General features: G+C 44.9%; 19 protein-coding genes. 12 read left to right on the plus strand and 7 right to left on the minus strand.

The window, feature by feature from the left end:
- Nucleotides 1-4: 4 nt before the first annotated feature.
- Complete coding sequence (locus tag MD536_RS16710; RefSeq protein ID WP_239602226.1) at nucleotides 5-1,108, plus strand: TraR/DksA family transcriptional regulator; 1,104 nt, start codon at nucleotides 5-7, stop codon at nucleotides 1,106-1,108.
- A 100-nt stretch (nucleotides 1,109-1,208) separates the two neighbouring features.
- Here MD536_RS16710 and MD536_RS16715 read toward each other — a convergent pair whose 3' ends face one another.
- The 3 genes from MD536_RS16715 to MD536_RS16725 all read right to left on the minus strand — a co-directional run bounded on the left by MD536_RS16715 (nucleotide 1,209) and on the right by MD536_RS16725 (nucleotide 6,349).
- On the minus strand, nucleotides 1,209-2,315 hold the full coding sequence (locus tag MD536_RS16715) for a Gfo/Idh/MocA family protein (protein ID WP_239602227.1): 1,107 nt from the start codon (nucleotides 2,313-2,315) through the stop codon (nucleotides 1,209-1,211).
- A gap of 76 nt (nucleotides 2,316-2,391) precedes the next feature.
- Nucleotides 2,392-4,503, minus strand: a complete 2,112-nt coding sequence (locus MD536_RS16720) for a S9 family peptidase (RefSeq protein WP_239602229.1) — start codon at nucleotides 4,501-4,503, stop codon at nucleotides 2,392-2,394.
- A 25-nt stretch (nucleotides 4,504-4,528) separates the two neighbouring features.
- A complete protein-coding gene (locus tag MD536_RS16725) occupies nucleotides 4,529-6,349 on the minus strand; it encodes an ABC transporter ATP-binding protein (RefSeq protein WP_239602231.1) in 1,821 nt (606 codons plus the stop codon).
- Nucleotides 6,350-6,444: 95 nt separating this feature from the next.
- On the opposite strand from MD536_RS16725, the gene rbfA reads away from it, so the two are divergent.
- Nucleotides 6,445-6,807: a 30S ribosome-binding factor RbfA gene (gene rbfA / locus MD536_RS16730; RefSeq protein WP_234867790.1), complete on the plus strand. Its 363-nt coding sequence runs from the start codon at nucleotides 6,445-6,447 to the stop codon at nucleotides 6,805-6,807.
- A gap of 10 nt (nucleotides 6,808-6,817) precedes the next feature.
- Nucleotides 6,818-8,038 carry an FtsX-like permease family protein gene (locus MD536_RS16735; RefSeq protein WP_239602232.1) on the plus strand — a complete coding sequence of 407 codons (1,221 nt, stop codon included), beginning with the start codon at nucleotides 6,818-6,820 and terminating at the stop codon, nucleotides 8,036-8,038.
- Here MD536_RS16735 and MD536_RS16740 read toward each other — a convergent pair.
- A complete protein-coding gene (locus MD536_RS16740; protein WP_239602234.1) occupies nucleotides 8,035-8,871 on the minus strand; it encodes a transketolase in 837 nt (278 codons plus the stop codon). The two genes, MD536_RS16735 and MD536_RS16740, sit on opposite strands and share 4 nt — an antisense overlap.
- Before the next feature lie 141 nt (nucleotides 8,872-9,012).
- Between MD536_RS16740 and MD536_RS16745 the strand changes: the two genes are divergently transcribed.
- A complete protein-coding gene (locus MD536_RS16745; RefSeq protein WP_239602236.1) occupies nucleotides 9,013-10,140 on the plus strand; it encodes a glycosyltransferase family 4 protein in 1,128 nt (375 codons plus the stop codon).
- Nucleotides 10,141-10,177: 37 nt separating this feature from the next.
- Nucleotides 10,178-10,741, plus strand: coding sequence for a ribosome recycling factor (gene frr / locus MD536_RS16750; RefSeq protein WP_239602237.1), 564 nt, complete (start codon nucleotides 10,178-10,180; stop codon nucleotides 10,739-10,741).
- A gap of 1 nt (nucleotide 10,742) precedes the next feature.
- On the opposite strand, the gene MD536_RS16755 is transcribed toward frr, so the two are convergent.
- A complete protein-coding gene (locus tag MD536_RS16755) occupies nucleotides 10,743-11,618 on the minus strand; it encodes a DMT family transporter (RefSeq protein ID WP_239602239.1) in 876 nt (291 codons plus the stop codon).
- Between the two features lie 58 nt (nucleotides 11,619-11,676).
- On the opposite strand from MD536_RS16755, the gene mscL reads away from it, so the two are divergent.
- The 5 genes from mscL to MD536_RS16780 all read left to right on the plus strand — a co-directional run bounded on the left by mscL (nucleotide 11,677) and on the right by MD536_RS16780 (nucleotide 15,271).
- Nucleotides 11,677-12,087 (plus strand): large conductance mechanosensitive channel protein MscL, encoded by a 411-nt coding sequence (gene mscL, locus MD536_RS16760; RefSeq protein ID WP_239602241.1) that lies wholly within the window; start codon nucleotides 11,677-11,679, stop codon nucleotides 12,085-12,087.
- An 83-nt stretch (nucleotides 12,088-12,170) separates the two neighbouring features.
- Nucleotides 12,171-13,205 carry a DUF3078 domain-containing protein gene (locus MD536_RS16765; protein ID WP_239602242.1) on the plus strand — a complete coding sequence of 345 codons (1,035 nt, stop codon included), beginning with the start codon at nucleotides 12,171-12,173 and terminating at the stop codon, nucleotides 13,203-13,205.
- A 55-nt stretch (nucleotides 13,206-13,260) separates the two neighbouring features.
- Nucleotides 13,261-14,049: a segregation and condensation protein A gene (locus MD536_RS16770; protein WP_239602244.1), complete on the plus strand. Its 789-nt coding sequence runs from the start codon at nucleotides 13,261-13,263 to the stop codon at nucleotides 14,047-14,049.
- 110 nt (nucleotides 14,050-14,159) lie between these two features.
- On the plus strand, nucleotides 14,160-14,924 hold the full coding sequence (locus MD536_RS16775; protein ID WP_239602246.1) for a type 1 glutamine amidotransferase domain-containing protein: 765 nt from the start codon (nucleotides 14,160-14,162) through the stop codon (nucleotides 14,922-14,924).
- A 197-nt stretch (nucleotides 14,925-15,121) separates the two neighbouring features.
- Nucleotides 15,122-15,271, plus strand: coding sequence for a hypothetical protein (locus MD536_RS16780; protein WP_239602247.1), 150 nt, complete (start codon nucleotides 15,122-15,124; stop codon nucleotides 15,269-15,271).
- Nucleotides 15,272-15,283: 12 nt separating this feature from the next.
- Here the strand turns inward: MD536_RS16780 and MD536_RS16785 are convergent, their stop codons facing one another.
- Complete coding sequence (locus tag MD536_RS16785; protein WP_239602249.1) at nucleotides 15,284-16,642, minus strand: vanadium-dependent haloperoxidase; 1,359 nt, start codon at nucleotides 16,640-16,642, stop codon at nucleotides 15,284-15,286.
- Nucleotides 16,643-16,904: 262 nt separating this feature from the next.
- Here MD536_RS16785 and MD536_RS16790 point away from each other — a divergent pair, with 262 nt between their 5' ends.
- Both MD536_RS16790 and MD536_RS16795 read left to right on the plus strand, forming a co-directional pair.
- Entirely contained in the window at nucleotides 16,905-19,973 is a 3,069-nt protein-coding gene (locus tag MD536_RS16790; RefSeq protein ID WP_239602250.1) for a ligand-binding sensor domain-containing protein, read from the plus strand.
- A gap of 10 nt (nucleotides 19,974-19,983) precedes the next feature.
- A complete protein-coding gene (locus MD536_RS16795) occupies nucleotides 19,984-20,748 on the plus strand; it encodes a LytR/AlgR family response regulator transcription factor (RefSeq protein ID WP_239602251.1) in 765 nt (254 codons plus the stop codon).
- Nucleotides 20,749-20,760: 12 nt separating this feature from the next.
- Here MD536_RS16795 and dxs read toward each other — a convergent pair whose 3' ends face one another.
- Nucleotides 20,761-22,689 (minus strand): 1-deoxy-D-xylulose-5-phosphate synthase, encoded by a 1,929-nt coding sequence (dxs, locus tag MD536_RS16800; protein WP_239602253.1) that lies wholly within the window; start codon nucleotides 22,687-22,689, stop codon nucleotides 20,761-20,763.
- Nucleotides 22,690-22,760 lie beyond the last annotated feature (71 nt).

Consider the following 22,760-nt stretch of genomic DNA (forward strand, 5'->3'; position numbering starts at 1 on the left):
ATTTATGGCAACCAACAAAAAAGCACCGGCTGGTAAAGCAGCCGGATCAGCGAAAAAAGTTGCACCGGCAAAATCGGCAGCAGGCAGTAAAGCGGCTACCAAGGCTGCCCCTGCGAAGAAAGCAGCAGCCAAACCGGCTCCCGCAAAAAAAGCAGCTCCTGCTGCAAAGGCTCCTGCGAAACCAGCGGCCAAACCAGCGGCAAAAGCACCTGTTAAGGCAGCTCCAAAAGCAGCTCCTGCGAAAGCGGCCCCTAAAGCTGCTCCGAAACCAGCGGCTGCCAAAGCAGCTCCCGCAAAACCTGCACCTGCCAAAGCGCCAGCAGCGAAAGCTACGGCTCCTGCGAAAGCACCAGCCGCCAAAAATCCAGAACCACCAGTAAAAGCTGATAAAGCTAAAAAGGCAGAACCTATCAAACAACCAGAAGCTCCCAAACAGGAAAAAGCATCGACAGCACCAGCAAAAAGCACCAGTTCCAAATCAGAAGGAAAAGGTAAAAAACCAGTGGTTAAAACAATCCGACAACCAATCGGGAAGCCATCTGTTATGAAACCGGCATCGGTGAAGGATGATTCAAAACAAACGACCCCGATCCCTATTAAAAAACCGGCTCCACCTCCAGAAAAAAGACCGACCAAGTGGGTGGTGCCAGAAATAAAAACTAAAACCGTGAAGCCGTACAATCCTGATTTTACCAAGAGTGTGTTGGATCAGGAGGCTCCAATTCAAACCGGACCTACTATGCGATACAGTGATGCAGAATTAGCAGAGTTCAGAGAGTTGATTAACAAAAAACTGGACGCCGCAAAAAAAGAGCTGGCTTACCTACAGGGATTGATCACCCGTAAAGATGAAATGGGTGGTGATGAAAGTGAAAGCCGTTATATGACCATGGAAGATGGGAGTGTGAGTATGGAGCGTGAGCAACTGGCACAAATGGCCAGCAGACAGATCACCTTCATTGATCACCTCGAAAAAGCGTTGATGCGCATCGAGAATAAAACCTATGGTATTTGCCGGGTTACCGGAAAGCTGATTGATAAAGCGCGTTTACGGGCTGTTCCACATGCGACGCTGAGTATTGAAGCGAAGAATACGATGAATAAGTGATAAGTGAAACGTGAGACGTCAGACGTCAGAAGTGAGAAAAGATGTTAGAAGTGGGAGCTACTACAAGGTGGCTCCCTAATTTTTTATAGCAGTATAACTATCAATAACGAATAGGTTCTTTTTGGCCGGATGCGGCGGCTTTGTAGATGGCATCAATGATGACCAGGTCTTTCCAGCCTTCTAGGCCATCTACCGGTACCAATGGTTTTTTATTTTCAAGCAGAATGGCGGCCATCTCCTCCATCTGCGTGGTTTGATGCGCTACATGCGGATGATTCAATTCACCCTGGTGTGTTCTTCCTTTAATAGGGCCATATCCGGATGCGGGATAGAGTTCCGCGAAGCCTTTTTCTCCATTCAGAAAAAATCGATCCAGGTTATTCATGTTATACGTGGATAAACAGGAAGCTACTGCACCTCCGGGAAAACCCATCTGAAACTGAATGGTTTCATCTACCCCCTCTTTAAAGAGTGTTGGATTGGTTTTGGTTTCCTGCGCTGTTACCCAAATTGGATCTTCACCCACCATATAACGGGCTCCATTAACCGAATAAATACCGATGTCCATCATCGCGCCTCCTCCAGCCAATTCTTTGTTGAGTCGCCATTGACTTGGATTCCCGATACGGAAACCACTGAGTCCCTGAAAAAAAAGAATTTTGCCAAAATTTCCATTGATACGCTGCTGAATGATATCTACCGTATTGGCTTCAAAATGCATGCGATAACCCACCAGTAATTGTTTGCCGGCTTTTTTGCAGGCTTCCACCATTTCTTTTCCCTGCCTGGCATTGAGAGCCATTGGCTTTTCGCAGATCACGTGCTTGCCGGCAGCAGCAACCCGCAGCGCCTGGGGATGGTGCAACGCATTTGGTGTCAGGATGTAGACGGCATCAATTTCAGGATTGTTTTTGATGGCATCGAAATTTTCGTAGTTGTAACAGTTTTTGGTGGATACATTGTATTTCTGCTGCCAGGACTTCAGCTTCTCCGGTGTGCCACTTATGAGTCCTGTGATCCTGGCCTTTTTGCTGGCCTGCATGGCTTCAGCAACCCGCGTTGCATAACCTCCCAATCCCATCAGGGCAACTTTTAAAACAGGTCCTTCGTAAGGACTGGCACAGGAAGGAAAAGCCAGCTCCGATAATACCGGCATAGCCAGAAAAGGAGCGGTCAGTTTGCTGATGAATTGGCGGCGGTTTGTCATAAAAATCAAAGAGGTGTAGTATCTAAGTTACTACACCTCTTTGAGAAGTCATTAAGCCTTGTTGAAATCGTACTTTTTAAAATGCCTTGCGCTCTGTTTTTTTCCAGAAGACCTCCGGAATCGGCTTGTTCAGCAGGTGCTTATAAAAGAAGCTGGCATTCTCGGAAACCAGGTGCTCGCGCTTGGCGCGTACATTGGCACCAATGCCATGCCGCTCATTCGGATAGATCATCATCTCGAAGGGCTTGCCCAGGTCCTGCAGTTTGTTAATCAGCTGCACGCTGTTCTGCATGTGTACGTTATCATCGGTTGTACCATGTACAATGCGAAGGGTACCCTTTAAACGATCTGCATAGGTCATTACAGAAGTGGCTTTATACCCCTCAGGGTTTTCTGCCGGGGTATCCATAAAGCGCTCAGTATAATGGGTGTCGTACAAACTCCAATCGGTTACTGAGGCGTTGGCAATACCGTGGGTGAAATAATCCGAACCATAGGTTAGGGCCATGGCAGTCATATACCCTCCAAAACTGCCTCCAGTGATACCAATCCTGTCACCTGCAACCCAGGGCTGTTTGCGCAACCAGCCTGCAGCACTCATATAGTCTTCAATTTCGTATTTACCCAACTGGCGGTGAATGAAGTTCATCCCCTTTTTACCAAAATGACCACTGCTGCGGTTATCAATGGCAACCTGTACCAGTCCTTCCTGGGCCCACCAAATTTCGGTTGGGCTTGCACGATAGGTATCATACACCGTTCCAGCATTCGGACCGCCATAAATATTAATGATGACAGGATATTTTTTTGCAGGGTCAAATCCAATCGGATAGGTAATCAATACAGGTAAATCAAACAATCCATCCGCAGACTTTACCCGAACCAGTTCTCTTTTCGGTTGTGCATACATGTCAGCACCTTTCCCTTTGGCTGTTCCCAGTTCACGAATAACCTTTCCTTTCATGTCTGCCAACACCATTGTAGGCGGAGTTTGCAGATTGGAATAAGTTGTGATATAGTATTTGTTATCAGGAGAAAGGATCATACCGCGGAAGGTGTAATCGCCAAAAGAATGCCGCTGCATGTTTTTACCATCCATACCAACGCTGTACAGATCTGTGCGGGCACTGTTTTCCTTACGTGCATCAAAATAGATGCGTTTGGCTTTTTCATCAATTTTGTGAATCGCGCCTACTGTAAAATCACCGGAGGTAAGCGTTGCCAGCCTTTTACCACTCATATCGTGCAGGTAAAAATGTTTCCATCCACTGGCATCGCTGCGAAGGATAAAGCCTTTACCGGAGGGCAGGAATTCAAAGCGGTCGGTATCATCCAGGTCAATCCAGGTCTTTTGGGTTTCCTCATACACCAACGCTTTTTCTCCGGAATTCAGCGCCACATTATAGACTTTCAGCTGATCCTGTCCACGGTTCATCCAGGAGATCCAGAGTTGTCCGGCCGGTGTCCATACAGGCGTGCCAAAATACTGGTCGTCTTTTTCATTGAAATCAGCCCAGGTGGTAGTACCTGTTTCAACATTTACAATACCAATCCGCACATCCGGATTTTTATCACCCGGTTTTGGATACCGGTTGTTTTCCAGGTACCCGTGCTGGCCATCGGCCACATAAATCGGGAAGACAGGCATACCACTTTCATCGAATCGCATAAAGGCGAGATGTTTACCATCTTCGCTCCACCAGAATGCTTTGTAGCGGGAAGCACGACCCAGGATTTCTTCAAAATAGATCCAGGAAGCATATCCATTCAGTACAGAATCGTTCCCGTCTTTGGTGAGTTGAATTTCTTTTTTGGTAGCAATCTCCTGGATATACAGGTTGTTGTCCTTTTTCGTGTAAGCAAAATACTTTCCATCCGGAGAAGTAGTTTGGTTACGGGCACCCATAACCGCAATCGCAGGTACCGCCGGAGCTGGTTTTTCAGCCGGGGGAGGAGTATAGGCTTCTGCCACTCCGCTGATCGCATTCACCTTTACTGTTTGGCGAACATTGTTTTCGGTACGCGTTTCCAGGTAATGTTTTCCATCGAGCCATTTGCTAACCATGGGCAGGGGCTGCATCATATTGGTAGGTGCCCCTTTGAATGCCTGCTCATAACTTACGGGTTGCTGTGCCTGCGCAAGGCTCAATCCCCCCAAAAGGCATAAGCCAAGGAAAAATTGTCTCATGTGTTTGTATTTGTATGATTCAAATTTATTTGACCTCCTGCATATCCACCAACCGCTTATAAAATCCCTGTTGAGCTAAGAGACTTTCGTGGTTGCCTCTTTCCACGATGCGGCCTTTCTGCAAAACGATGATCTCATCCGCATGGCGGATGGTACTGAGGCGGTGGGCGATCACAATACTGGTGCGATGTTGCATCATATTATCAATCGCGTCCTGTACCAGGCGTTCACTTTCTGTATCGAGAGAGCTGGTGGCTTCATCCAGTATGAGGATGGGTGGATTTTTCAATACTGCCCGGGCAATGGTGAGTCGCTGACGTTCACCACCACTGAGTTTGCTGCCGCGATCTCCAATATTGGTCTCATAACCGGCTTCTTTCTGTGTGATAAAACTATGGGCATTGGCAACTTTCGCTGCCTGTTCTATAGCTGCCTGGTCTGCATCCGGCATACCCAGGGCAATATTGGCAGATATAGTATCATTAAACAGGATCGGCTCCTGGGTTACGATGCTTAACTGATCGCGTATGGATGACAGTGAGTATTCCTTGATGTTTACGCCATCTATCAGAATTTCTCCTTTGGTTACATCATGAAAGCGGGGTACCAGGTCGGCAAGGGTGGATTTACCTGAACCGGAAGATCCAACGAGTGCAATTGTTTTTCCTTTTTCGATTACGAGATTGATATCCTCCAAAATCGAAGCTTCTTCATAAGCGAATGACACATTCCTAAACTCAATGCTATGGTTAAACGAAGAAAGTGTTTTCGGTGCAATGGCTTCTTCCACTTTAACCGGGGCGTTGATTACTTCTTCAATCCGCTCAATGGCGGCTGTTCCTCTCTGAACATTGTAGAAGGCATTGGAGAAAGCCTTGGAAGGATTGATTATCTGAGTAAAGAAAACGATATACGTAATGAAACCGGCAGCATCGAGTCCGGCTTTGTTATTCAATACCAATTGTCCCCCAAACCAGAGGATCGCACACAATACCAGCACACCCAGGAACTCCGACATAGGCGATGCCAGATCGCGGCGAAAATTCATAGTATTGCGGATATGATTCAGGTGTTTGTTGATGCTGCCAAATTTGCCAGAGATCAGTTTTTCGGCATTAAAGGCTTTGATCACGCGCATGCCACCCAGGGTTTCATCCAGTACACTTAACAACAATCCCTGTTGCACCTGGGCCTGGTTGGATTGCTTTTTTAAGGTGCGACTCACACGGCCGATCACAAATCCCATTACCGGTAATAATACTACAAGGAATAAGGACAATTGCGGACTCAGAAAAATTAGCGAGCTGATGATCAGGATCAGGGTGAGAGGTTCCTTCACCAATACTTCCATCGCCCCGATAATACTCCATTCCACTTCATTCACATCATTACTCATCCGGCTGATGATATCTCCTTTACGCTGTTCGGTAAAATAACCGATAGGCAGACTGAGGATCTTGGAATACAATTCACCGCGGAGTTTGGTCATCACATGATTACGCATGGGCGTGAGCATGCGCAATCCAAGGTAGAGAAAGAGGTTCTTGAAAAAGATGGAAACGATTACCGTAATACAGATGGCAGCCAGGGCAGCAACCGGACCATTCTGATTGATTAGTTCACTGAGCTGGTATTTCAGCTGGTCGAGCACCGAAGAGGCTGTCCATTCAAAAACCGGCTTTTCAATCATCAGTTTTTCCAACCCAAAAAGCAGCTGCAGGAAGGGCGCCAGCATGGCCAGGGAAACCAGGGAAAAAACGATGGAGAGCAGGTTAAACAGAAAATAGAGCGCGATATTGGCCTTTTTTTCTGCGAGGTATTTAAATACGAGCGAAAATTTCTTCATTCTACCAATTAACTAGAAACTGCAAACCTACGTCAATTTAGGGTGGGGCAGCTCCCGAATTCTTTGTTTCTTTGCAGTAACCAAGCAATTACCCCATGCAAAAGGAGACAAAACGACAGAAGCAGGTAGCCGGTGAAATTCAGGGGGTGCTGAACCAGGTGTTTCAGCACCTGGGCCTTACCATGATTGATGGTGGCATGGTATCTATTTCATCCGTTAAAATGACCCCGGATTTACTGGAGGCACGTATTTATATCAGCCTTTTTAAAGTGGCCGATCCAAAGGCTGCGATGAAAAAACTCGAAGATCGCGCCTGGGAAATCAAAAAGGAACTGGCCGCAGCCATCAAAAACCAGGTTCGCCGGATCCCGGAGCTCCAATTCTATCTGGATGACACCCTGGACTATGTGTTCAAGATGGAAGAAGTTTTTGAAAAAATAAAGAAAGAAGAAAAGTAAACCCGACTCCTTGAATTTTCTATTCGCCTGGCGCTATTTCAAATCGAAGAAATCCACCAATGCCATCAATATCATTGCCTGGGTAAGCGTTGTGGCAGTGGTAGTAGGTACCGCCTCCCTGATTGTGGTACTGAGTGTGTTCAACGGGTTCGAAGACCTGGTGAAATCTCTGTATGCCACTTTTTATACCGAGTTAAAGATTGTTCCTGCCGAGGGCAAATTGCTCCGTCTCACACCGCAGCAGGAAACTGCTATTGCCCGGATTCCAGGAATTAAAGCACGGTCGAAAGTGGTGGAGGAAAAAGCCCTGTTGCAAAATGGCGAAGCGCAAACCATTGTTTATTTGAAAGGGGTGGACAGCCAGTACACCAGCGTAACTACCATGGCTGATTATGTAAAAGTGGGGGAGTTTAACCTGGGTACAGCAGATCAACCCCGGGCTATTTTAGGCGTTGGGGTGGAGTCTGCGCTGGGCTTATGGAGTGATCGTGAATTGTTACCCGTTACCGCCTACCTGCCCAAACGCGGAGCAGGCATCAATGTGTCTGACCCGATGTCGGCACTTATTGCAGAAAACCTGCGAACAGCTGGTGCATTTGCGGTTCAGCAGGAGTTTGATAATAAATATGTCCTTACCAACCTGGATTTCATGAAGAGGCTGCTCAGCCTGGAGCCGGATGTATATGGCGGGGTGGAAATCGCCCTTCAGCCTGGTGCAGATGAAAAAGACATCATACAAAACCTGGAAAAACTGCTGGGTAAAAACTACACGGTTTTGAGCAGGTACCAGCAAAACCAGGGACTTTACAGTGTTATGCAGATGGAGAAATGGGTGATTTATATCTTGCTATCCCTGATCCTGGTAGTGGCGGCCTTTACCATGATTGGCTCCCTGACCATGCTGGTGCTGGAAAAACAGAAAGATATCCAGGTATTAAAAGCCATGGGTGCTTCCTCCGGAAGGATTCAGGGAATCTTTATCAGTGAAGGTTTTTTGCTGGCGGGCATTGGAGCGGGGGTGGGTATGGCATTGGCGTTACTAATCTGCTGGGCACAGCAAAAATTTGAATTGATCAAGTTGGAAGGTGGCAGTTTTGTCATCAATCATTACCCGGTAAAGCTCATGTGGCCAGATTTTTTACTGGTAAGTGCAACCGTAGTGCTGGTCGCCTTCCTGGCATCCTGGCTGCCGGCCCGGAAAGCTGCTGCCTCCAATATGGAGCTGGGTTAATAATCACCCAGTGTTTCCGGAAGCTGAGCAAGTGCTTTTGCCAGTTGTTCATCATTAGGCGCGATGCCATGCCACTCGTGGCTGCCTTCCATGAAATCTACCCCTGCTCCCATGCCGGTTTTCATCAGAATCACAATGGGTTTCCCTTTGCCAGTAAGTGTTTTAGCTTTTTCCAGCATAGCTACCACTGCATCTACATCATTTCCCTTTTCGAGAATCAATACTTCCCAACCGAAAGCTTCAAATTTTTTATCGAGCTCACCCAGGTCCATCACTTTTTTGGTGCTGCCGTCAATCTGCTGACCGTTCCAGTCAATAGTGGAGATCAGGTTATCCACTTTATGATGGGCAGCAAACATGGCTGCTTCCCAGTTTTGACCTTCATCCAGTTCACCATCTCCGTGCAGGGAGAATACCAGGTGAGGATCCTTGTTCAGTTTTTTTGCAAGTGCTGCCCCTATTGCCACACTCATTCCCTGTCCCAATGAGCCACTGGCAATCCGGATTCCAGGAAGGTGTTCGTGGGTGGCAGGGTGACCCTGAAGACGACTGTTCAGTTTGCGGAATGTGGAAAGTTCTTTGATATCAAAATAACCGGCGCGTGCCAGGGTGGAATAATATACCGGAGAAATATGTCCGTTTGAAAGAAAGAACAAATCCTCCTTATGACCATCCATGCTGAATTCAGGATGGTGCTTCATGACCTTGAAATAAAGCGCGGTAAAATAGTCCGTGCATCCCAAAGAGCCGCCAGGGTGACCACTGGAAGCGCCATGCACCATCCGTACAATATCTCTTCTGATCTGCGAAGCGATTTCCTGTAAACTGGCCATATTCAAAAATTGTGGAGCAAATCTAACTTTTTTGACCCGATCTTTACAGGAGGATAAGACTAAACAGGGCTTTTTTTCGTTTATAGTCCAGGGTACGATTTTTTAAGGAGCAGATCATCTCCAAACCGGAAACAGCAGCACATGTTTGACGTCGTTTTATCATTAACCATCGCCTTTACGATAACCTTTCTGGCTATTCCTGTAATCATTCGGGTGGCCGCCATGAAGAAGATCTACGATATTCCGGATGAACGAAAAATTCACCAGGCAGCTATTCCGGCCCTGGGGGGATTGGGGATTTTTGCCGGATTTCTGTTTTCCGTATTGCTGATCGCCAATTTCCAGGAAAGTAAAAATCTTCAATTTTACCTGGCTGCTGCAGTGGTAATCTTTTATATGGGATTGAAAGATGATATCATCATCATTTCACCGGTAAAAAAATTCATTGGGCAGGTACTGGCTGCATTTATCATCATTTATTACGGCGGACTTCAGATTCACAGTATGCAGGGTTTCCTGGGGGTGAACGAATTGCCGGAATCATTCAGTCTGCTTTTTACTTATCTGACAGCAATCGTGGTAATGAATTCGTTCAACCTGATTGATGGGGTAGATGGACTGGCGGGTAGCCTGGGACTGTTATGTACCACAGTATTTGGAACCTATTTTGTGTTGACGGGACATTTACCGGAAGCCGTAATGGCATTCGCAATGGCTGGCGCACTCCTGGCATTTCTGATATTCAATTTTCAACCGGCCAGAATTTTTATGGGAGACACCGGATCATTGCTGATCGGCCTGGTAAATGCAGTGTTGGTGGTGAAATTCATTAATGTGGCCATGGAGCCGGAACAGGCATTTTCAGTACAAGCCGCTCCTGCATTGGGCTTTGGTATCCTGATCATACCCCTGATGGATACGCTGCGGGTTTTTGGCATCCGGATCCTGCATCGTCGTTCTCCTTTTTCCCCAGACCGAAATCATATTCACCATTTATTGCTGGATTTGGGCCTATCGCACCGAGCAATAGCCATTACCCTTACATCGCTAAATGCAGTTGTCATTGCAATTGGATTTTACCTGCAGGAGCTGGGAACAACGGCATTAATGGCTCTGTTTTTTGGCATCTTCTTCAGTATTATTGGCCTCCTCTATCTGGTGAGAAAACGCAGGCCGCAATTATTTGTTGGTCCCACCAATGAGATACTGAAACAATCCGGCGGCAAGCTGGTTCCGCTTTCGGAAAACCCACTGATGGAGAAGAAATAATTCCATTTCCTTAGTTTTGCCCGAATAATTTTATAGCATGACCGAAGAATTATCCATGATCCTGGACGATGCCAGTGATTCCATGAAAAAAGCGATCAATCACCTGGAAGTGGAGCTTGTTAAGATTAGGGCCGGTAAAGCCAATCCACAGATGTTGGATGGTATCGTGGTAGATTATTATGGTTCGCCAACACCGATTGGCCAGGTTGCCAATATAACGGCGGCGGATGCACGAACGCTTACCATTCAGCCCTGGGAGAAAAATATGCTGCAGCCGATTGAGCGGGCAATTATCAATTCTAACCTTGGTATCAATCCCCAGAATGACGGAACCATGATCCGGATGTTTTTACCTCCTCTGACTGAAGAGCGTCGCCGGGAGCTTGTTAAAAGATGTAATGGTGAAGGAGAACAATCCAAGGTAGCGATCCGCAGTATTCGCCGGGATGCCATAGAGCAAATTAAAAAATTGCAGAAAGACGGTTTGAGTGAAGATGCTGCAAAAGATGCGGAAAAAGAGGTTCAGGAGCTGACCGACAGGCATATTGCCCTGGTGGAAAAACATCTGGCGCAGAAAGAGAAAGAAATCATGGCGGTATAAGTCATTTATTCCGGTTCACCAGGTAAACCCCGGCGAGAATGATCAGCAGGCAGCCAACCTGCGCCAGGGTGATGGATTCTCCGAAAAGCAATCCCCACCCAATCGCTACAAAGGGAATACCATAGGTAACCAGGGAGGCGAACAAAGTTCCGGCCCTCTTCACCAGCATGTAAAAAATGATGGAGGCGAGGGCCGTTCCCATTACACCCAGTACTACCGCAGAACCCGTAGCCATCCACCAGGTTCCATTATCAGGGAGCCTATCCATTTCAAAATAACCGGTCTTCCAGAGAACTGCCAGAGAAGGCGGAATCAGGCAGGCAAAAGCAAAGGAAGCGATACTAACAGAACCAATTCCTTTCAGGTGCCGGGCCACCATATTCACATTAATCCCATAACACAGGGTAGCAAGGATAACAAGGGAAGAGTAGGAGAGATAACTCAGTTCCAGTTTTCCGCGAACCAGGAATAGCATGCAGAGGCCGATAAATCCAAGCACAACCCCTGCAATTTTTGCCGCGTTGATTTGCAATTGGAAAAACAATGCACCAATACTGATGGTAAACATAGGCGTCAGCGCATTCAATATACCTGCCAGGGAACTATCGATTTTTGTTTCGGCAATGCAAAAGAAAAAAGCCGGGAAAAAACTGCCCAGGAATCCGGAAAGTACCACCATTCCGATTTTTTCGCGGGGGATTTCACGAAACGATTTCAGCGCCATGGGAAGCAGTATCAGTCCACCACTCAACATCCGGATGGCGGCCACCTGGTAAGCTGAAAGTGCTTCCATGCCGGCTTTCATCAAAATAAAGGAGCTGCCCCAGATGAGTGCAAGCGCGGTAAAAAGAAACCAGTTCAGCAATTTTGGAGACATCCGGCAAAAATATTTATCTTAATCACATATTTAGACAGATAACCAAAAACAACTCATTATGGGATTTTTCTCTGACTTTAAAGCATTCGCCACAAAAGGCAACCTGGTGGATGTAGCCATCGGTTTCCTGATGGGTACAGCATTTACGAAATTGGTTGGTTCATTTACTGAGGGGTTGATTGCTCCTATTCTGGGATTGATCACCGGCGGTAAAGATTTTTCCAAAATGGTTGTTACCATCAAGGAAGCGCAACTGGATGCCAATAATGTGGTGATTCAGGAAGCAATAACATTTAAGTATGGAGCTTTTCTGACATCCCTGCTTGATTTCATTATTGTTGCATTTGTTTGTTATGTTTTCATCAAAGCTATACTCCGCAGGCCGCCTGTGCCGCCAGCACCACCTGCCGGACCAACACCTACAGAATCCTTGCTGATGGAAATCCGCGATGAACTGAAGAAGAAATAAAAATTCTTCTATATATATTTGCAAGGGCATTTTGACGTTCTCAAAATGCCTTTTTTTATAAACTAATGAATGAGATAATGACTATGAAAAAAACCATGACCCTGTTTTGCGGATTTTTTTTGCTGGCCGGGTCGTTATTAGCCCAGGATGCAACTGTAAGCGGACTCAAAAAAAGTGCGGAAAGAGCCACTTATGATGATACCACTTATAAGTACAATGCAAAGGGCTGGCGCAAAGGCGGCCTGTTTAACCTGAACCTGGCGCAGGGTAGTGCCCGCAACTGGGCTGCAGGTGCAGAACGTTCTTCCATTTCAGTAGCGGGCTATTCCACACTTTTTGCCAATAAGAAAAAAGGCAAGTTCTTCTGGGATAATACCCTGGATCTCGGATATGCGGTACAGCGAACCAGTTCAGTGGGGACTCGTAAAACCGATGATAAAATTGATTTTTACAGCAAAATCGGGCAAAAAATCAATGAAAAATGGGCGGTTGTAGGAGTATATAATCTGCGTACCCAGATGACCGATGGGTATGATTACGATTATCTGGGTAAAGGTATTCGTCGCCGCATATCCGGACTCTTTGCTCCTGCTTATATGCTGATTTCTCCGGGTATTGAATGGAAGCCTGCTTCTTACTTTAGTGTGATGTTGTCGCCAATATCCGCAAGATGGGTAATTGTGAGTAATGATCCCAATAGCTATTATTATGAAAACGGTCAGATTCCCTTACCAGATGGGGGGCAGGAAACCCCACTGGCGGCGCTGTATGGCGTAAACCCCAACAGGAAAGTGGCCATGGAAGCAGGAGCTTATTTGTCAGCCAATTTTTTTAAAGAAGTGATCAAGAATGTATCGTATAAGTCGAGGCTTGACCTGTTCTCCAACTATGCAGGCAAGCGGGACCCAATTACCGACGCAAAAATCAGTGCTGAACCCAGGAATATCGATGTATTCTGGACCAATAGCATCGCGATGAAAGTGAATAAGTTCCTGAGCGTGACTTATAACCTTGATCTTATATATGATGATGATGTGAAGCAGTTCGGACCGAACGGAAATTCCCCTGGTACCCAGGTAAGGTCCTTGTTGGGAGTCGGTTTATCAGCAAAATTTTAAGTTTCGTATCTTTCGCGCTTCCCGGGTTTCCCGGGAAGCTTAATTTTTGTGAAGTATGGCCGCGCAGCAACCCTCTTACCAGATCAAATTGCCGCAGTTCGAAGGACCCTTTGACCTGTTGTTGTTCTTTATTGAGCGGGATGAACTCGATATCTATAATATTCCGATTACCCGGATCATCAATGATTTCCTGGATTTCATTCATGGCCAGGAGAAACTCAATATTGAGTTATCCAGTGAATTTATATTGTTTGTATCAACCCTGATGCGGATCAAGGCCAAGATGCTCTTGCCGCGCAAGGAAATGGATGCACAAGGGAATGAGATTGATCCACGCCAGGAATTGGTAGATAAACTGCTCGAATACAGAAAATACAAGCAGGCTGCAGCTGAACTGGCAGAGATGGAAGCGGTACGAATGCTGATGGTGAAACGAGGCAATGCCCACAAGGAGTTGAGCCATATCGGCGAAGAAGCCAGTGAAGGATCAGAGATCCAGCAGATCACTTTATTCAAACTAATGAAGTCGTTTGAAAAAGTGATGCAGAAAGTTTATGATCGTAACAACAAACCGGTGCATACTGTGGTGCAATACAATTACACCATGGAGAAAAGCCGGGAGAGTGTGTTGGATATCTGTCGCACTAAAAAGACCATGAGTTTTGAAAAACTCTTTGAAGTTTGCGAGAACCGCATTCACGCCATTTTTACCTTCCTGAGTATGCTGGAGCTCGTTCAGCAGAAATACATGCGCCTGATTGTTGGCGAGGGCCGCAATAATTTCATCGTAGAATGGAATGAGGAGCGGGAGGAAGATGTCAATGATTTTTTATTGCAGTCGTAGTCACTATCTAAAAGGGAAGTAGCTGTTTACTTAGTAAGTAAATCAGGAAAAATGATGAGATGTATCAAATTTGGTACTATTCATCCTATTCATTGATTTAACTAACAAGTATGAACAATCTAAAAGAAAGGCAACGCTATGTCCATCCTCATGGTACTTCCACAAAAGGTAAGATCTTAATGGTGGCCAGTTCGCCGGCAGTTTCCAGTCAAACCGGTTGGCCAATTGGATTTTGGGCTGCGGAACTCACACATCCTATGTGGGTATTTGAAGAAGCAGGGTATGAAATTGAATTGGTTTCCACGGAAGGTGGGAAACTGGAAATGGACGGTTATTCCAACCCCACAGATGCCAGTGGTTATTCTACAAACGATATCATATCATTGGGTTACCTGCAGAAGCCTGAATTTAACCATCTACTGGAGCATACCAAAAAACTGACAGATGTAAATCACAAGGATTATGTTGCTATTTTTCTGGTAGGCGGACAAGGCCCGATGTATACATTCAGAGGTAATGCCGGATTACAGCAACTGTTTGTTTCGTTTTATGAAGCAGGTAAGCCGGCGGCAGCTGTTTGCCATTCCACTACGCTATTATTAGAAGCCAAAACATCAGACGGAGAACTGTTGGTTAAAGGCAAAACCTGGACAGGTTTTGCAAATGCGGAGGAGGACTTCGCAGATGCTGCAGTAGGAATAAAAATTCAACCTTACCGAATTGAAGAGGAAGCCAGGAACATAACAGGAACAACATTTAAAGTAGCTGCTCCATTTACTTCGTATGCTATTCAGGATGGTAATCTGGTAACGGGCCAACAACAAAATTCAGGAGCTGCAGCTGCAGAACTGGTGGTAGAACTCTTAAGTAAATAGCTGTAAACGGAATTGGTTCTTTAGGGGTACATATGTAAAAGGAGGGGTATAACCAGAGTTTATTGCAGCGGCCATGAGTTACCAATCCTGTTTTTTCAATTGAATTATTGGCCAAATTATAAATAACAAATCTTGCCAGGCCGGATCCTTCTATCATATCCACCAAAAAAGCAAGCTGATCATTATATCCATGCTGTTTGGCAAATTTTTTTAGTGCTGAAGCCTGTTGGTTAAGCCTGGAAGTGAAATTATCCAGCGAACTTCCTGATAGTACCAGCAAGGATAAACTGATCAATATTAATTTAAAAAACATAGCCTGCATTTCCGGAGAGATGCAGGCTATTTAAAATTCCATAAACTTATTTAAAATGTAGCTTTTGCTGAATATTGGCAGCAACTTTTCGGCCCTGAATTAGTCCTTGTTCAATTGAAAATCTGTAATGTATTCCCCCATATAACCTGGATAATCCGGCTTCATCCGCCATGGCCCGGAATGAGGAATAGGAGCGTGCTTTAAAGAGCAGGGGATCCGTTGTTTCATTGTAAAGATAATCGAATGTATGATCAACAAAAGGACGGTTATCTCCAAACAAACTGGTAAGGGCCTCTGCATTGGCGGCAGACAGAGAAGAGTGTGCTGATGGATATTCAGGGTGTGGAGGAGTTCCCAGTGTGGGTTCCCAACTGCTATGTCCCAATACGTTTTTAATGTAGCTAACAGGTCGGGTTAGCCAATATTGATATTTGGTTTCCCAGGTACTGATACAGGCATCATACACCATAATTCCACACATCGCAAAAGATAGGCCTGCCATATCAAGTCCGTGTTTTTCATTGTCCAGAACCTGCTTTAAAATACTGATATAATGACCTGGTGTGGTAGTACCTGGAACATCTCTCCAATAAAATGCCATGGCTCTTTCTTCGGATCCGGGTGCAGGAGAAGCATCATATACTTCTTTAACCATTTTATAAAATGCAGAATTTGGGTCGGTGGAATAGGTAGGTGGCGCAGGGAGTCCCGCACCTTGTTCACTACCTGCTACCATGCGCCGGAGATTTTTCCAATAAGGAATGCTCTGGACGGATGGTGTAGCAGGTGGCACCCAGAATCCCGGACCAATTTTATCAGCTGGCGCGGAAAAAGGATTGCTGGCATTTTTATATCCATCCGACTCCGACCACTCATAAATTGCATTGGCGATCTCCCGTCCGAATACTATAGATCGCTGAACTATTTCAGGTGTGCTCTGACTGCCATATTCAATGGCCAACGTCTCTTCGAGTAAAGCAATTTGTGAAAGGTTGGACTGAGGAAGGTAGGCAAAGAATTTCCTAGTTATTTCTGCCAAAGCGGCATTGGCGCTTAAGGCCCAATTGTATTTTTGATTGTTTTCAACTGCCGGTAATTCCTCCAATCCGGTTAATTGTCCGGCCAGGCTTCGATTTGCAGGCATTCCAGGAACAACTGATTCATACAGCGCAATCCCAATATAGGCATAATGCCGGGAGAAGGCAGCATTTCCTGTTGCTGTAGGAGCAGTTTTGAAGAAATCAAGCATCAGGTTCATCCATTGAACAGCTATATCTGCAGGATATGTTTTGGTTAGCTGTTGCTTGCCTTTGTTTTTATTGGAGCCAGGATCATTTAAATCCTTTTTACACTGTACTGCAGTAAGAGCAATAAGCAGCATCACCCAGAAACTAATCTTTTTCATAAATAAAGTTTTAGTGTTCCTAAAACTAATGCTACCAGCTGCCGGTTTTTACAACCAACTTAGGAGAGGCGACTCTCAATTCATAAACGGCTGTGAGTCAAAAAGAATAATTTTAGTTCTACATTTCAGCAATGGTTGAAATTAGCCAACGAACGGTGGGTTTGAGTGCTGGAATGGCCTTTCCTCTTTTAACTGCCTGAAATCGGGTTCTGTAAACAGATTAGATTGGTTAAATTAGTGGTAGATCTTTTCACCAGTTGCCATGAGCTACCTGCACAAACCATCTGTGTTGTTTTTACTATTAATGGGACTTGCATTACCTGCATCCTCCCAGCCTCTATTTTTTGAAAATTACAGTTCCAGGCAAGGTTTATCTCAACATAATTGTACTTCCATTGCGCAGGATAATTTTGGATTCATCTGGATTGGTACAATCGATGGATTGAACCGATATGATGGTAATACTTTTAAAGTCTTTCTGCAGCAAAATGAAGCGGGTAAAAAACTTCCCTCCAATGCTGTTTACAGCCTGTATTTTGATACAGTTCAGCAGTTGTTATGGATAGGAACTGCCAGGGGATTGACTATTTATGATCCGAAGGGGGATAGTCTTGCTTTACCCTCCCATTTCTTCCGCAATAAGGAACTTGACTTATTTAGAGCATGGCGAATAAAATCATTTAAACCTGGTGAATTCTGGTTTATAACTACCAATAATGGACTTATTCATTTCAATTCAACAACCGGAGCATTGAGTTATTTTTTTCAATCCGGGCAAGAAAAGTACAGCGTAACGGATATTGTACTTCACCAGGGCAGGCTGCTGGTTTCAGATTATTTTAAGTTATATGAACTCCAGCCTGCAGGTGCTACTTATCAGTTGCAATCATTTTTAGGTGAGTATAGATTTCCTCAGATAAGAACCATGGCATCTACAGGAAACCAACTCTGGATTGGTACCATTTCCAAGGGTTGCTACTTTATAAAAGATGATCCCCGAAAAACCGAAAATATCATCAGGTCTGAATTGGTATTTGGTGGTATTGAAGCAATAGGAAAAGGAAATGGCCATGATCTCTGGATTTATACCAGGGGAAGTGGTATATATCGATATAATACAAGATCTGAAACCATAGAAAGAGCAATTCAGCAGCAGGCCAATCCCAGTTCCCCCATTTCCAATTTTGGTGCCTGCATTTTTACTGACCGGCAAGGCATTGTATGGTTAGGAGCAAGCGGAGGACTGGTAAAGTATGATACACTTCGATACCAGTTTACTACAGTCACCGGTTCGTCCTCTTTAAAAAATTCACTGGCTGATAACGCCGCTTACACCTTATTTAGAACATCAGACGGCGATCATTTTGTTGGAACGCAGGGGAAAGGACTTTTTCAATGGGATGTTCAAACGCAATCGTTCAAAGCTTTTCCAGGTACCAGTGTGGTGGGAAATGCGAATAATGTCATTTACAGTATTACCGAAGATAGCCAGGGTAAACTCTGGTCTGCAACCTGCGGGGGCCTGATGCAGGTTGATAAAAATACAGCACAGGTCCGCTATTTTCCTGAACAAACAAAAAAACAGCATCTCAATAAAATGTATGCTGTTATCAAATTAAAAAACACTGATAGTCTGCTGGTTGGAACCGATGACGGTTTGCAATTCTTTTCTTTGAAAAATTATCAGTGGCAAAAACTAACGGAAACGAATTTGCTGGATTCGGTTGCTAAAGAGATGAGTGCTTTCCGCTCTGCGCAATATTTTTACGAAGAAGCAGATGGAACTGTCTGGATTTGCAATGGTGGCGTTGGTCTCATGAAACTCAATTACGCGCCCTTATCCGTTCAGCGGATACAGGTTGTAAACCAGCTGGCAAAAGGCGTTAGAAGTATTGTCAGAAAGGGACCCTATCTGTTGGTTGGCACGAATAATGGGTTGCTTGTTTATGATGATAAAAAAAATAAAATAGTTCGGCAAGTTTTCTTTCGGCCTGCTGATCAGTCAAGTGTTTGTCACGCTATTCAAACCGATTCAGATGGTACGATCTGGGTCAGCAGTAATCAGGGATTAGTAAGACTCAATGCCGACTTTTCTGTAATGCAGGAATATAACAGGGGAAATGGTCTTTCTTTCAGTGAATTCAATCCGGGTTGCTCAATGGCCGATTCCGACGGTCGCTTGTATTTTGGCGGAATGGATGGCATCACTGTATTTTATCCCCGCCTGATCCAAAAATCAACCTTTAGTCCGAGACCGGTGATTACTTCCTTGTTGATCAATAATAAGCCATTTGCATCCCAACGTCATCCTGATCTGGTACAACAACTCACACTATCCCATAAAAATAATTTTGTCACGATTGGATTTGCAGTGCCAAATTATTCCAAGGAGTCCAATTGTTTTTTTAGTTACCGGCTTAAGGGGTTGAGTGACGACTGGAGCAGACCCTCCCGGGTACCTGAAGCTGTTTTTACATCTGTTCCACCCGGTTCGTATGAATTTGAATTGAGATCTTCTAACAGTGATGGATTGTGGAGCTATCAGCACAAGACTCTTTCTATGAAAATTAAGGCCGCGTGGTGGCAGGAGCCCTGGCTGCAGGTAGCGGTATTGTGTTTGGTTCTTGCTTCCCTGGTGTTCCTGTATCAAAAACGTATTCAAAAACTAAAGCAGGAGGCCCTGTTGAGAAATCAAATGGCGGAAATCGAGATTAAGGGATTGCATACGCAAATGAATCCACATTTCATTTTTAACGCGTTGAACAGTATTAAAGAGATGATCTGGAAAGATGACAAACGAAATGCCAGTAAATACCTGAGTAAATTTGCCTTATTGATTCGAACCAGCCTTGAACATTCCCGACAACCTTTTATAACCATCCGTCAATGTATTGATCACCTGGAACAGTACTTGCAAATGGAGAAATTAAGGTTTGATGATTTCAATTATAGAATAGAAGTTGATGAAGAACTATTACCGGAAGATACACGGATTGCTCCTATGTTGATTCAACCCCTGGTTGAAAATGCGATCTGGCACGGATTGCGAAGTAAAAAACAGGATCGCCAACTGATCATTCGATTTTCAAAAAAAGCAGTTTCTATCATTTGTGAAGTGGATGATAATGGTGTGGGTATCAGACAGACACTTGAAAAATCCGATACGCATCATCGCTTACATCAATCTGTTGGTATTGAAAATATCAAAGAAAGACTGGCCGTATTAAATGAAAAATACAAAATGAACTGCTCCTTGCGAATCACCGATAAATCTGATCTGCCTGGCTATTCAAATTCAGGAACCCTGGCAATATTAGAATTATCTGCTTAAACCTTTTTGTATGATTAAAACGATCCTGGTCGATGATGAAGCCAGTGGCTTATTCACATTAAAGCAATTGTTACAGGAATATTGTCCTGAATTAAAAGTGATTGCCGAATGCAGTGATGCGGATACAGCCAGGGAGAAGATCGAGTTATTGGACCCGCAACTCGTTTTTCTGGATATTTCTCTTCCCGGTAAAAACAGTTTTGAGTTACTGGAGGAATTGGATCAACATGACTTTGAAATCATTTTTGTTACGGCCCATCACAACTACACGCTTACTGCTTTTAGGTATAGTGCTGTAGATTACCTGGTAAAACCAATAGATGAGGATTTGTTGGTTCAAGCCGTTAAAAGAGCTGAAAAAAGAATATCGCGCAATGATATCAGTCAAAATGTGTCTACCCTGCTTTTTAACTTAACCAGGGGTAAACTCGAACAGCAACCTAAACTATGCATCCCCTCCCTTAAAGGATTTCAGGTGGTGGAAGTGAATGATATTCTGTATTGTGAAGCCTCCGGCAGTTACACAAATTTTTATTTCACGCAACAGTCATCCATTTGTTCTGCAAAACCAATTCATGATTATGAAGAATTACTCCAGGATGCGGGGTTTGTACGCGTGCACAAATCCTTTCTCGTCAACCTGCGACATATTAAAGAATATATCAGGGGAGAAGGCGGCACCATCATCTTAACCAATAACGCAGAAGTTGAAGTGAGCCGAAGAAAAAAAGACTCCTTTTTTAATCAGCTCAAATCGTTTAATAAATTTGGATAAATCGGAAGAACGTTATTGCAACAACTGAACTCTTACTTTCTCCTTCATCATATCCCGCAAAGTTTCTGCAATAGCATTGGCATCATAACCACATTCGCGATGTAATTCCTTCAGGCTGCCATGCTCCACAATCCGATCGGGAATGCCAAGCATCCTGACTTCTGCCTGGTAGTTATGTGCGGCCATGAATTCCAATACAGCAGAACCAGCTCCACCTACTATGGTGCCATCTTCTACAGTAATAATTTTTTTATAGCGCTGGAATACTTCATGAAGCATTTCTTCATCCAGTGGCTTTACAAATCGCAGGTCATAGTGGCCTGCATTGATACCATATTGTTTCACTTCTCGAATCGCACTTGCTGCAAAATTTCCGGGATGACCAAAACTCAATACGGCGATTTCATCTCCCTCTTTCAATTTGCGACCTTTTCCAATTTCCACTTCCTTCATTTCTGTTCTCCATTCCGGCATAACACCTTCACCTCGTGGATAACGAATCACAACAGGAAGTTTGGTGGACTCCAGTTGAGCTGTATACATCAGGTTGCGCAGTTCAGCTTCATTCATCGGTGCACTGATGATCAGGTTGGGAATACAACGGAAATAAGGAATATCATAAGCACCGTGGTGAGTTGGTCCGTCTTCACCTACGAGTCCCGCGCGGTCCAGGCAGAATACAACCGGTAATTTCTGGATGGCTACATCATGCACCACCTGGTCGTAAGCTCTTTGCATGAAGGAACTGTAAATATTACAGAACACTTTCATGCCCTGTGTTGCTAATCCCGCACTCACCGTTACTGCATGTTGTTCACAAATGCCTACATCCAGCGCCCGATCCGGCATTTTATCCATCATGATCTTCAGTGAAGATCCCGATGGCATTGCAGGCGTGATCCCAAAGATGGCTGGATTTTGTTCCGCCAGTTCCAGAATCGTATGGCCAAATACATCCTGGTATTTGGGCGGCTGGGGTGTATCAAATTTTTTCTTGAATATCTCACCGGTAATCTTGTCGAAAAGCCCGGGTGCATGCCACTTGGTCTGGTCTTTTTCGGCCAGCTCATAGCCCTTGCCCTTCACTGTAATGATGTGCAGAATCTTTGGACCAGGAATATTTTTCAGGTCCTGCAGGGTATCTACCAGTTTGGTGATATTATGTCCGTCGATTGGACCAAAGTACCGGATTTTCAATGCCTCAAACAGGTTGCTGCTTTTATTCAGCATACCCTTGATCGAGTGCTCCAGTTTGGAAGCCATTTCTCTTGAGAAATTTCCGCCAACCGGGAGTTTACCCAACGCTTTCCAAACATCGTCCTTGAATCGGTTATAAGCTGGTGAAGTGGTGATATCTGTAAGGTATTCTTTCAGAGCACCTACATTCGGGTCGATGCTCATGCAATTGTCATTCAGGATGATCAGCATATCGGCATCAGAAACCCCAGCATGGTTCATTGCTTCAAAGGCCATACCTGCAGTCATGGAGCCATCGCCAATCACAGCCACGGACTTGCGGTCTTCACCTTTGTATTTGGCCGCCAAAGCCATACCCAGGGCGGCTGAGATGGAGGTGGAGGAATGGCCTACTCCAAACGTATCGTATTCACTTTCAGAGCGTTTGGGAAAGCCAGATAAGCCACCGTATTTGCGGTTGCTTGGGAAATTATCACGTCTGCCGGTTAAAATTTTATGTCCGTATGCCTGGTGACCCACGTCCCAAACCAATTGGTCGTAGGGGGTATTATACACATAGTGCAGGGCTGTAGTCAGTTCTACCACACCCAGGCTGGCTGCAAAATGCCCTCCATGCACACTCACTACATCAATGATGTACTGCCTGAGCTCGTCACAAACCTGGTGCAATTGTTCTTTTCCCAACTTCTTGAGGTCGGATGGCTGATTGATCTGTTCTAATAGTGGCCCCGGTTTAATTTCCATTCGGTAAAAATAAAGCGTATGAGATAAAGAATTTAACAAATCCGTCCTAAAATAGTTGGCTGCCATCCATC

Origin of the sequence: Flavihumibacter cheonanensis (genome assembly GCF_022352215.1) — a bacterium.
In the GTDB taxonomy this organism is placed as follows: domain Bacteria; phylum Bacteroidota; class Bacteroidia; order Chitinophagales; family Chitinophagaceae; genus Flavihumibacter; species Flavihumibacter cheonanensis.

Bases quoted from the DNA above. Each gene is read 5' to 3' on its own strand.
- MD536_RS16710 (WP_239602226.1), top strand. From the start codon at position 5: ATGGCAACCAACAAAAAAGCACCGGCTGGTAAAGCAGCCGGATCAGCG.
- MD536_RS16715 (WP_239602227.1), bottom strand. From the start codon at position 2,315: ATGACAAACCGCCGCCAATTCATCAGCAAACTGACCGCTCCTTTTCTG.
- MD536_RS16720 (WP_239602229.1), bottom strand. From the start codon at position 4,503: ATGAGACAATTTTTCCTTGGCTTATGCCTTTTGGGGGGATTGAGCCTT.
- MD536_RS16725 (WP_239602231.1), bottom strand. From the start codon at position 6,349: ATGAAGAAATTTTCGCTCGTATTTAAATACCTCGCAGAAAAAAAGGCC.
- rbfA (WP_234867790.1), top strand. From the start codon at position 6,445: ATGCAAAAGGAGACAAAACGACAGAAGCAGGTAGCCGGTGAAATTCAG.
- MD536_RS16740 (WP_239602234.1), bottom strand. From the start codon at position 8,871: ATGGCCAGTTTACAGGAAATCGCTTCGCAGATCAGAAGAGATATTGTA.
- MD536_RS16745 (WP_239602236.1), top strand. From the start codon at position 9,013: ATGTTTGACGTCGTTTTATCATTAACCATCGCCTTTACGATAACCTTT.
- frr (WP_239602237.1), top strand. From the start codon at position 10,178: ATGACCGAAGAATTATCCATGATCCTGGACGATGCCAGTGATTCCATG.
- MD536_RS16755 (WP_239602239.1), bottom strand. From the start codon at position 11,618: ATGTCTCCAAAATTGCTGAACTGGTTTCTTTTTACCGCGCTTGCACTC.
- mscL (WP_239602241.1), top strand. From the start codon at position 11,677: ATGGGATTTTTCTCTGACTTTAAAGCATTCGCCACAAAAGGCAACCTG.
- MD536_RS16765 (WP_239602242.1), top strand. From the start codon at position 12,171: ATGAAAAAAACCATGACCCTGTTTTGCGGATTTTTTTTGCTGGCCGGG.
- MD536_RS16770 (WP_239602244.1), top strand. From the start codon at position 13,261: ATGGCCGCGCAGCAACCCTCTTACCAGATCAAATTGCCGCAGTTCGAA.
- MD536_RS16775 (WP_239602246.1), top strand. From the start codon at position 14,160: ATGAACAATCTAAAAGAAAGGCAACGCTATGTCCATCCTCATGGTACT.
- MD536_RS16785 (WP_239602249.1), bottom strand. From the start codon at position 16,642: ATGAAAAAGATTAGTTTCTGGGTGATGCTGCTTATTGCTCTTACTGCA.
- MD536_RS16790 (WP_239602250.1), top strand. From the start codon at position 16,905: ATGAGCTACCTGCACAAACCATCTGTGTTGTTTTTACTATTAATGGGA.
- MD536_RS16795 (WP_239602251.1), top strand. From the start codon at position 19,984: ATGATTAAAACGATCCTGGTCGATGATGAAGCCAGTGGCTTATTCACA.
- dxs (WP_239602253.1), bottom strand. From the start codon at position 22,689: ATGGAAATTAAACCGGGGCCACTATTAGAACAGATCAATCAGCCATCC.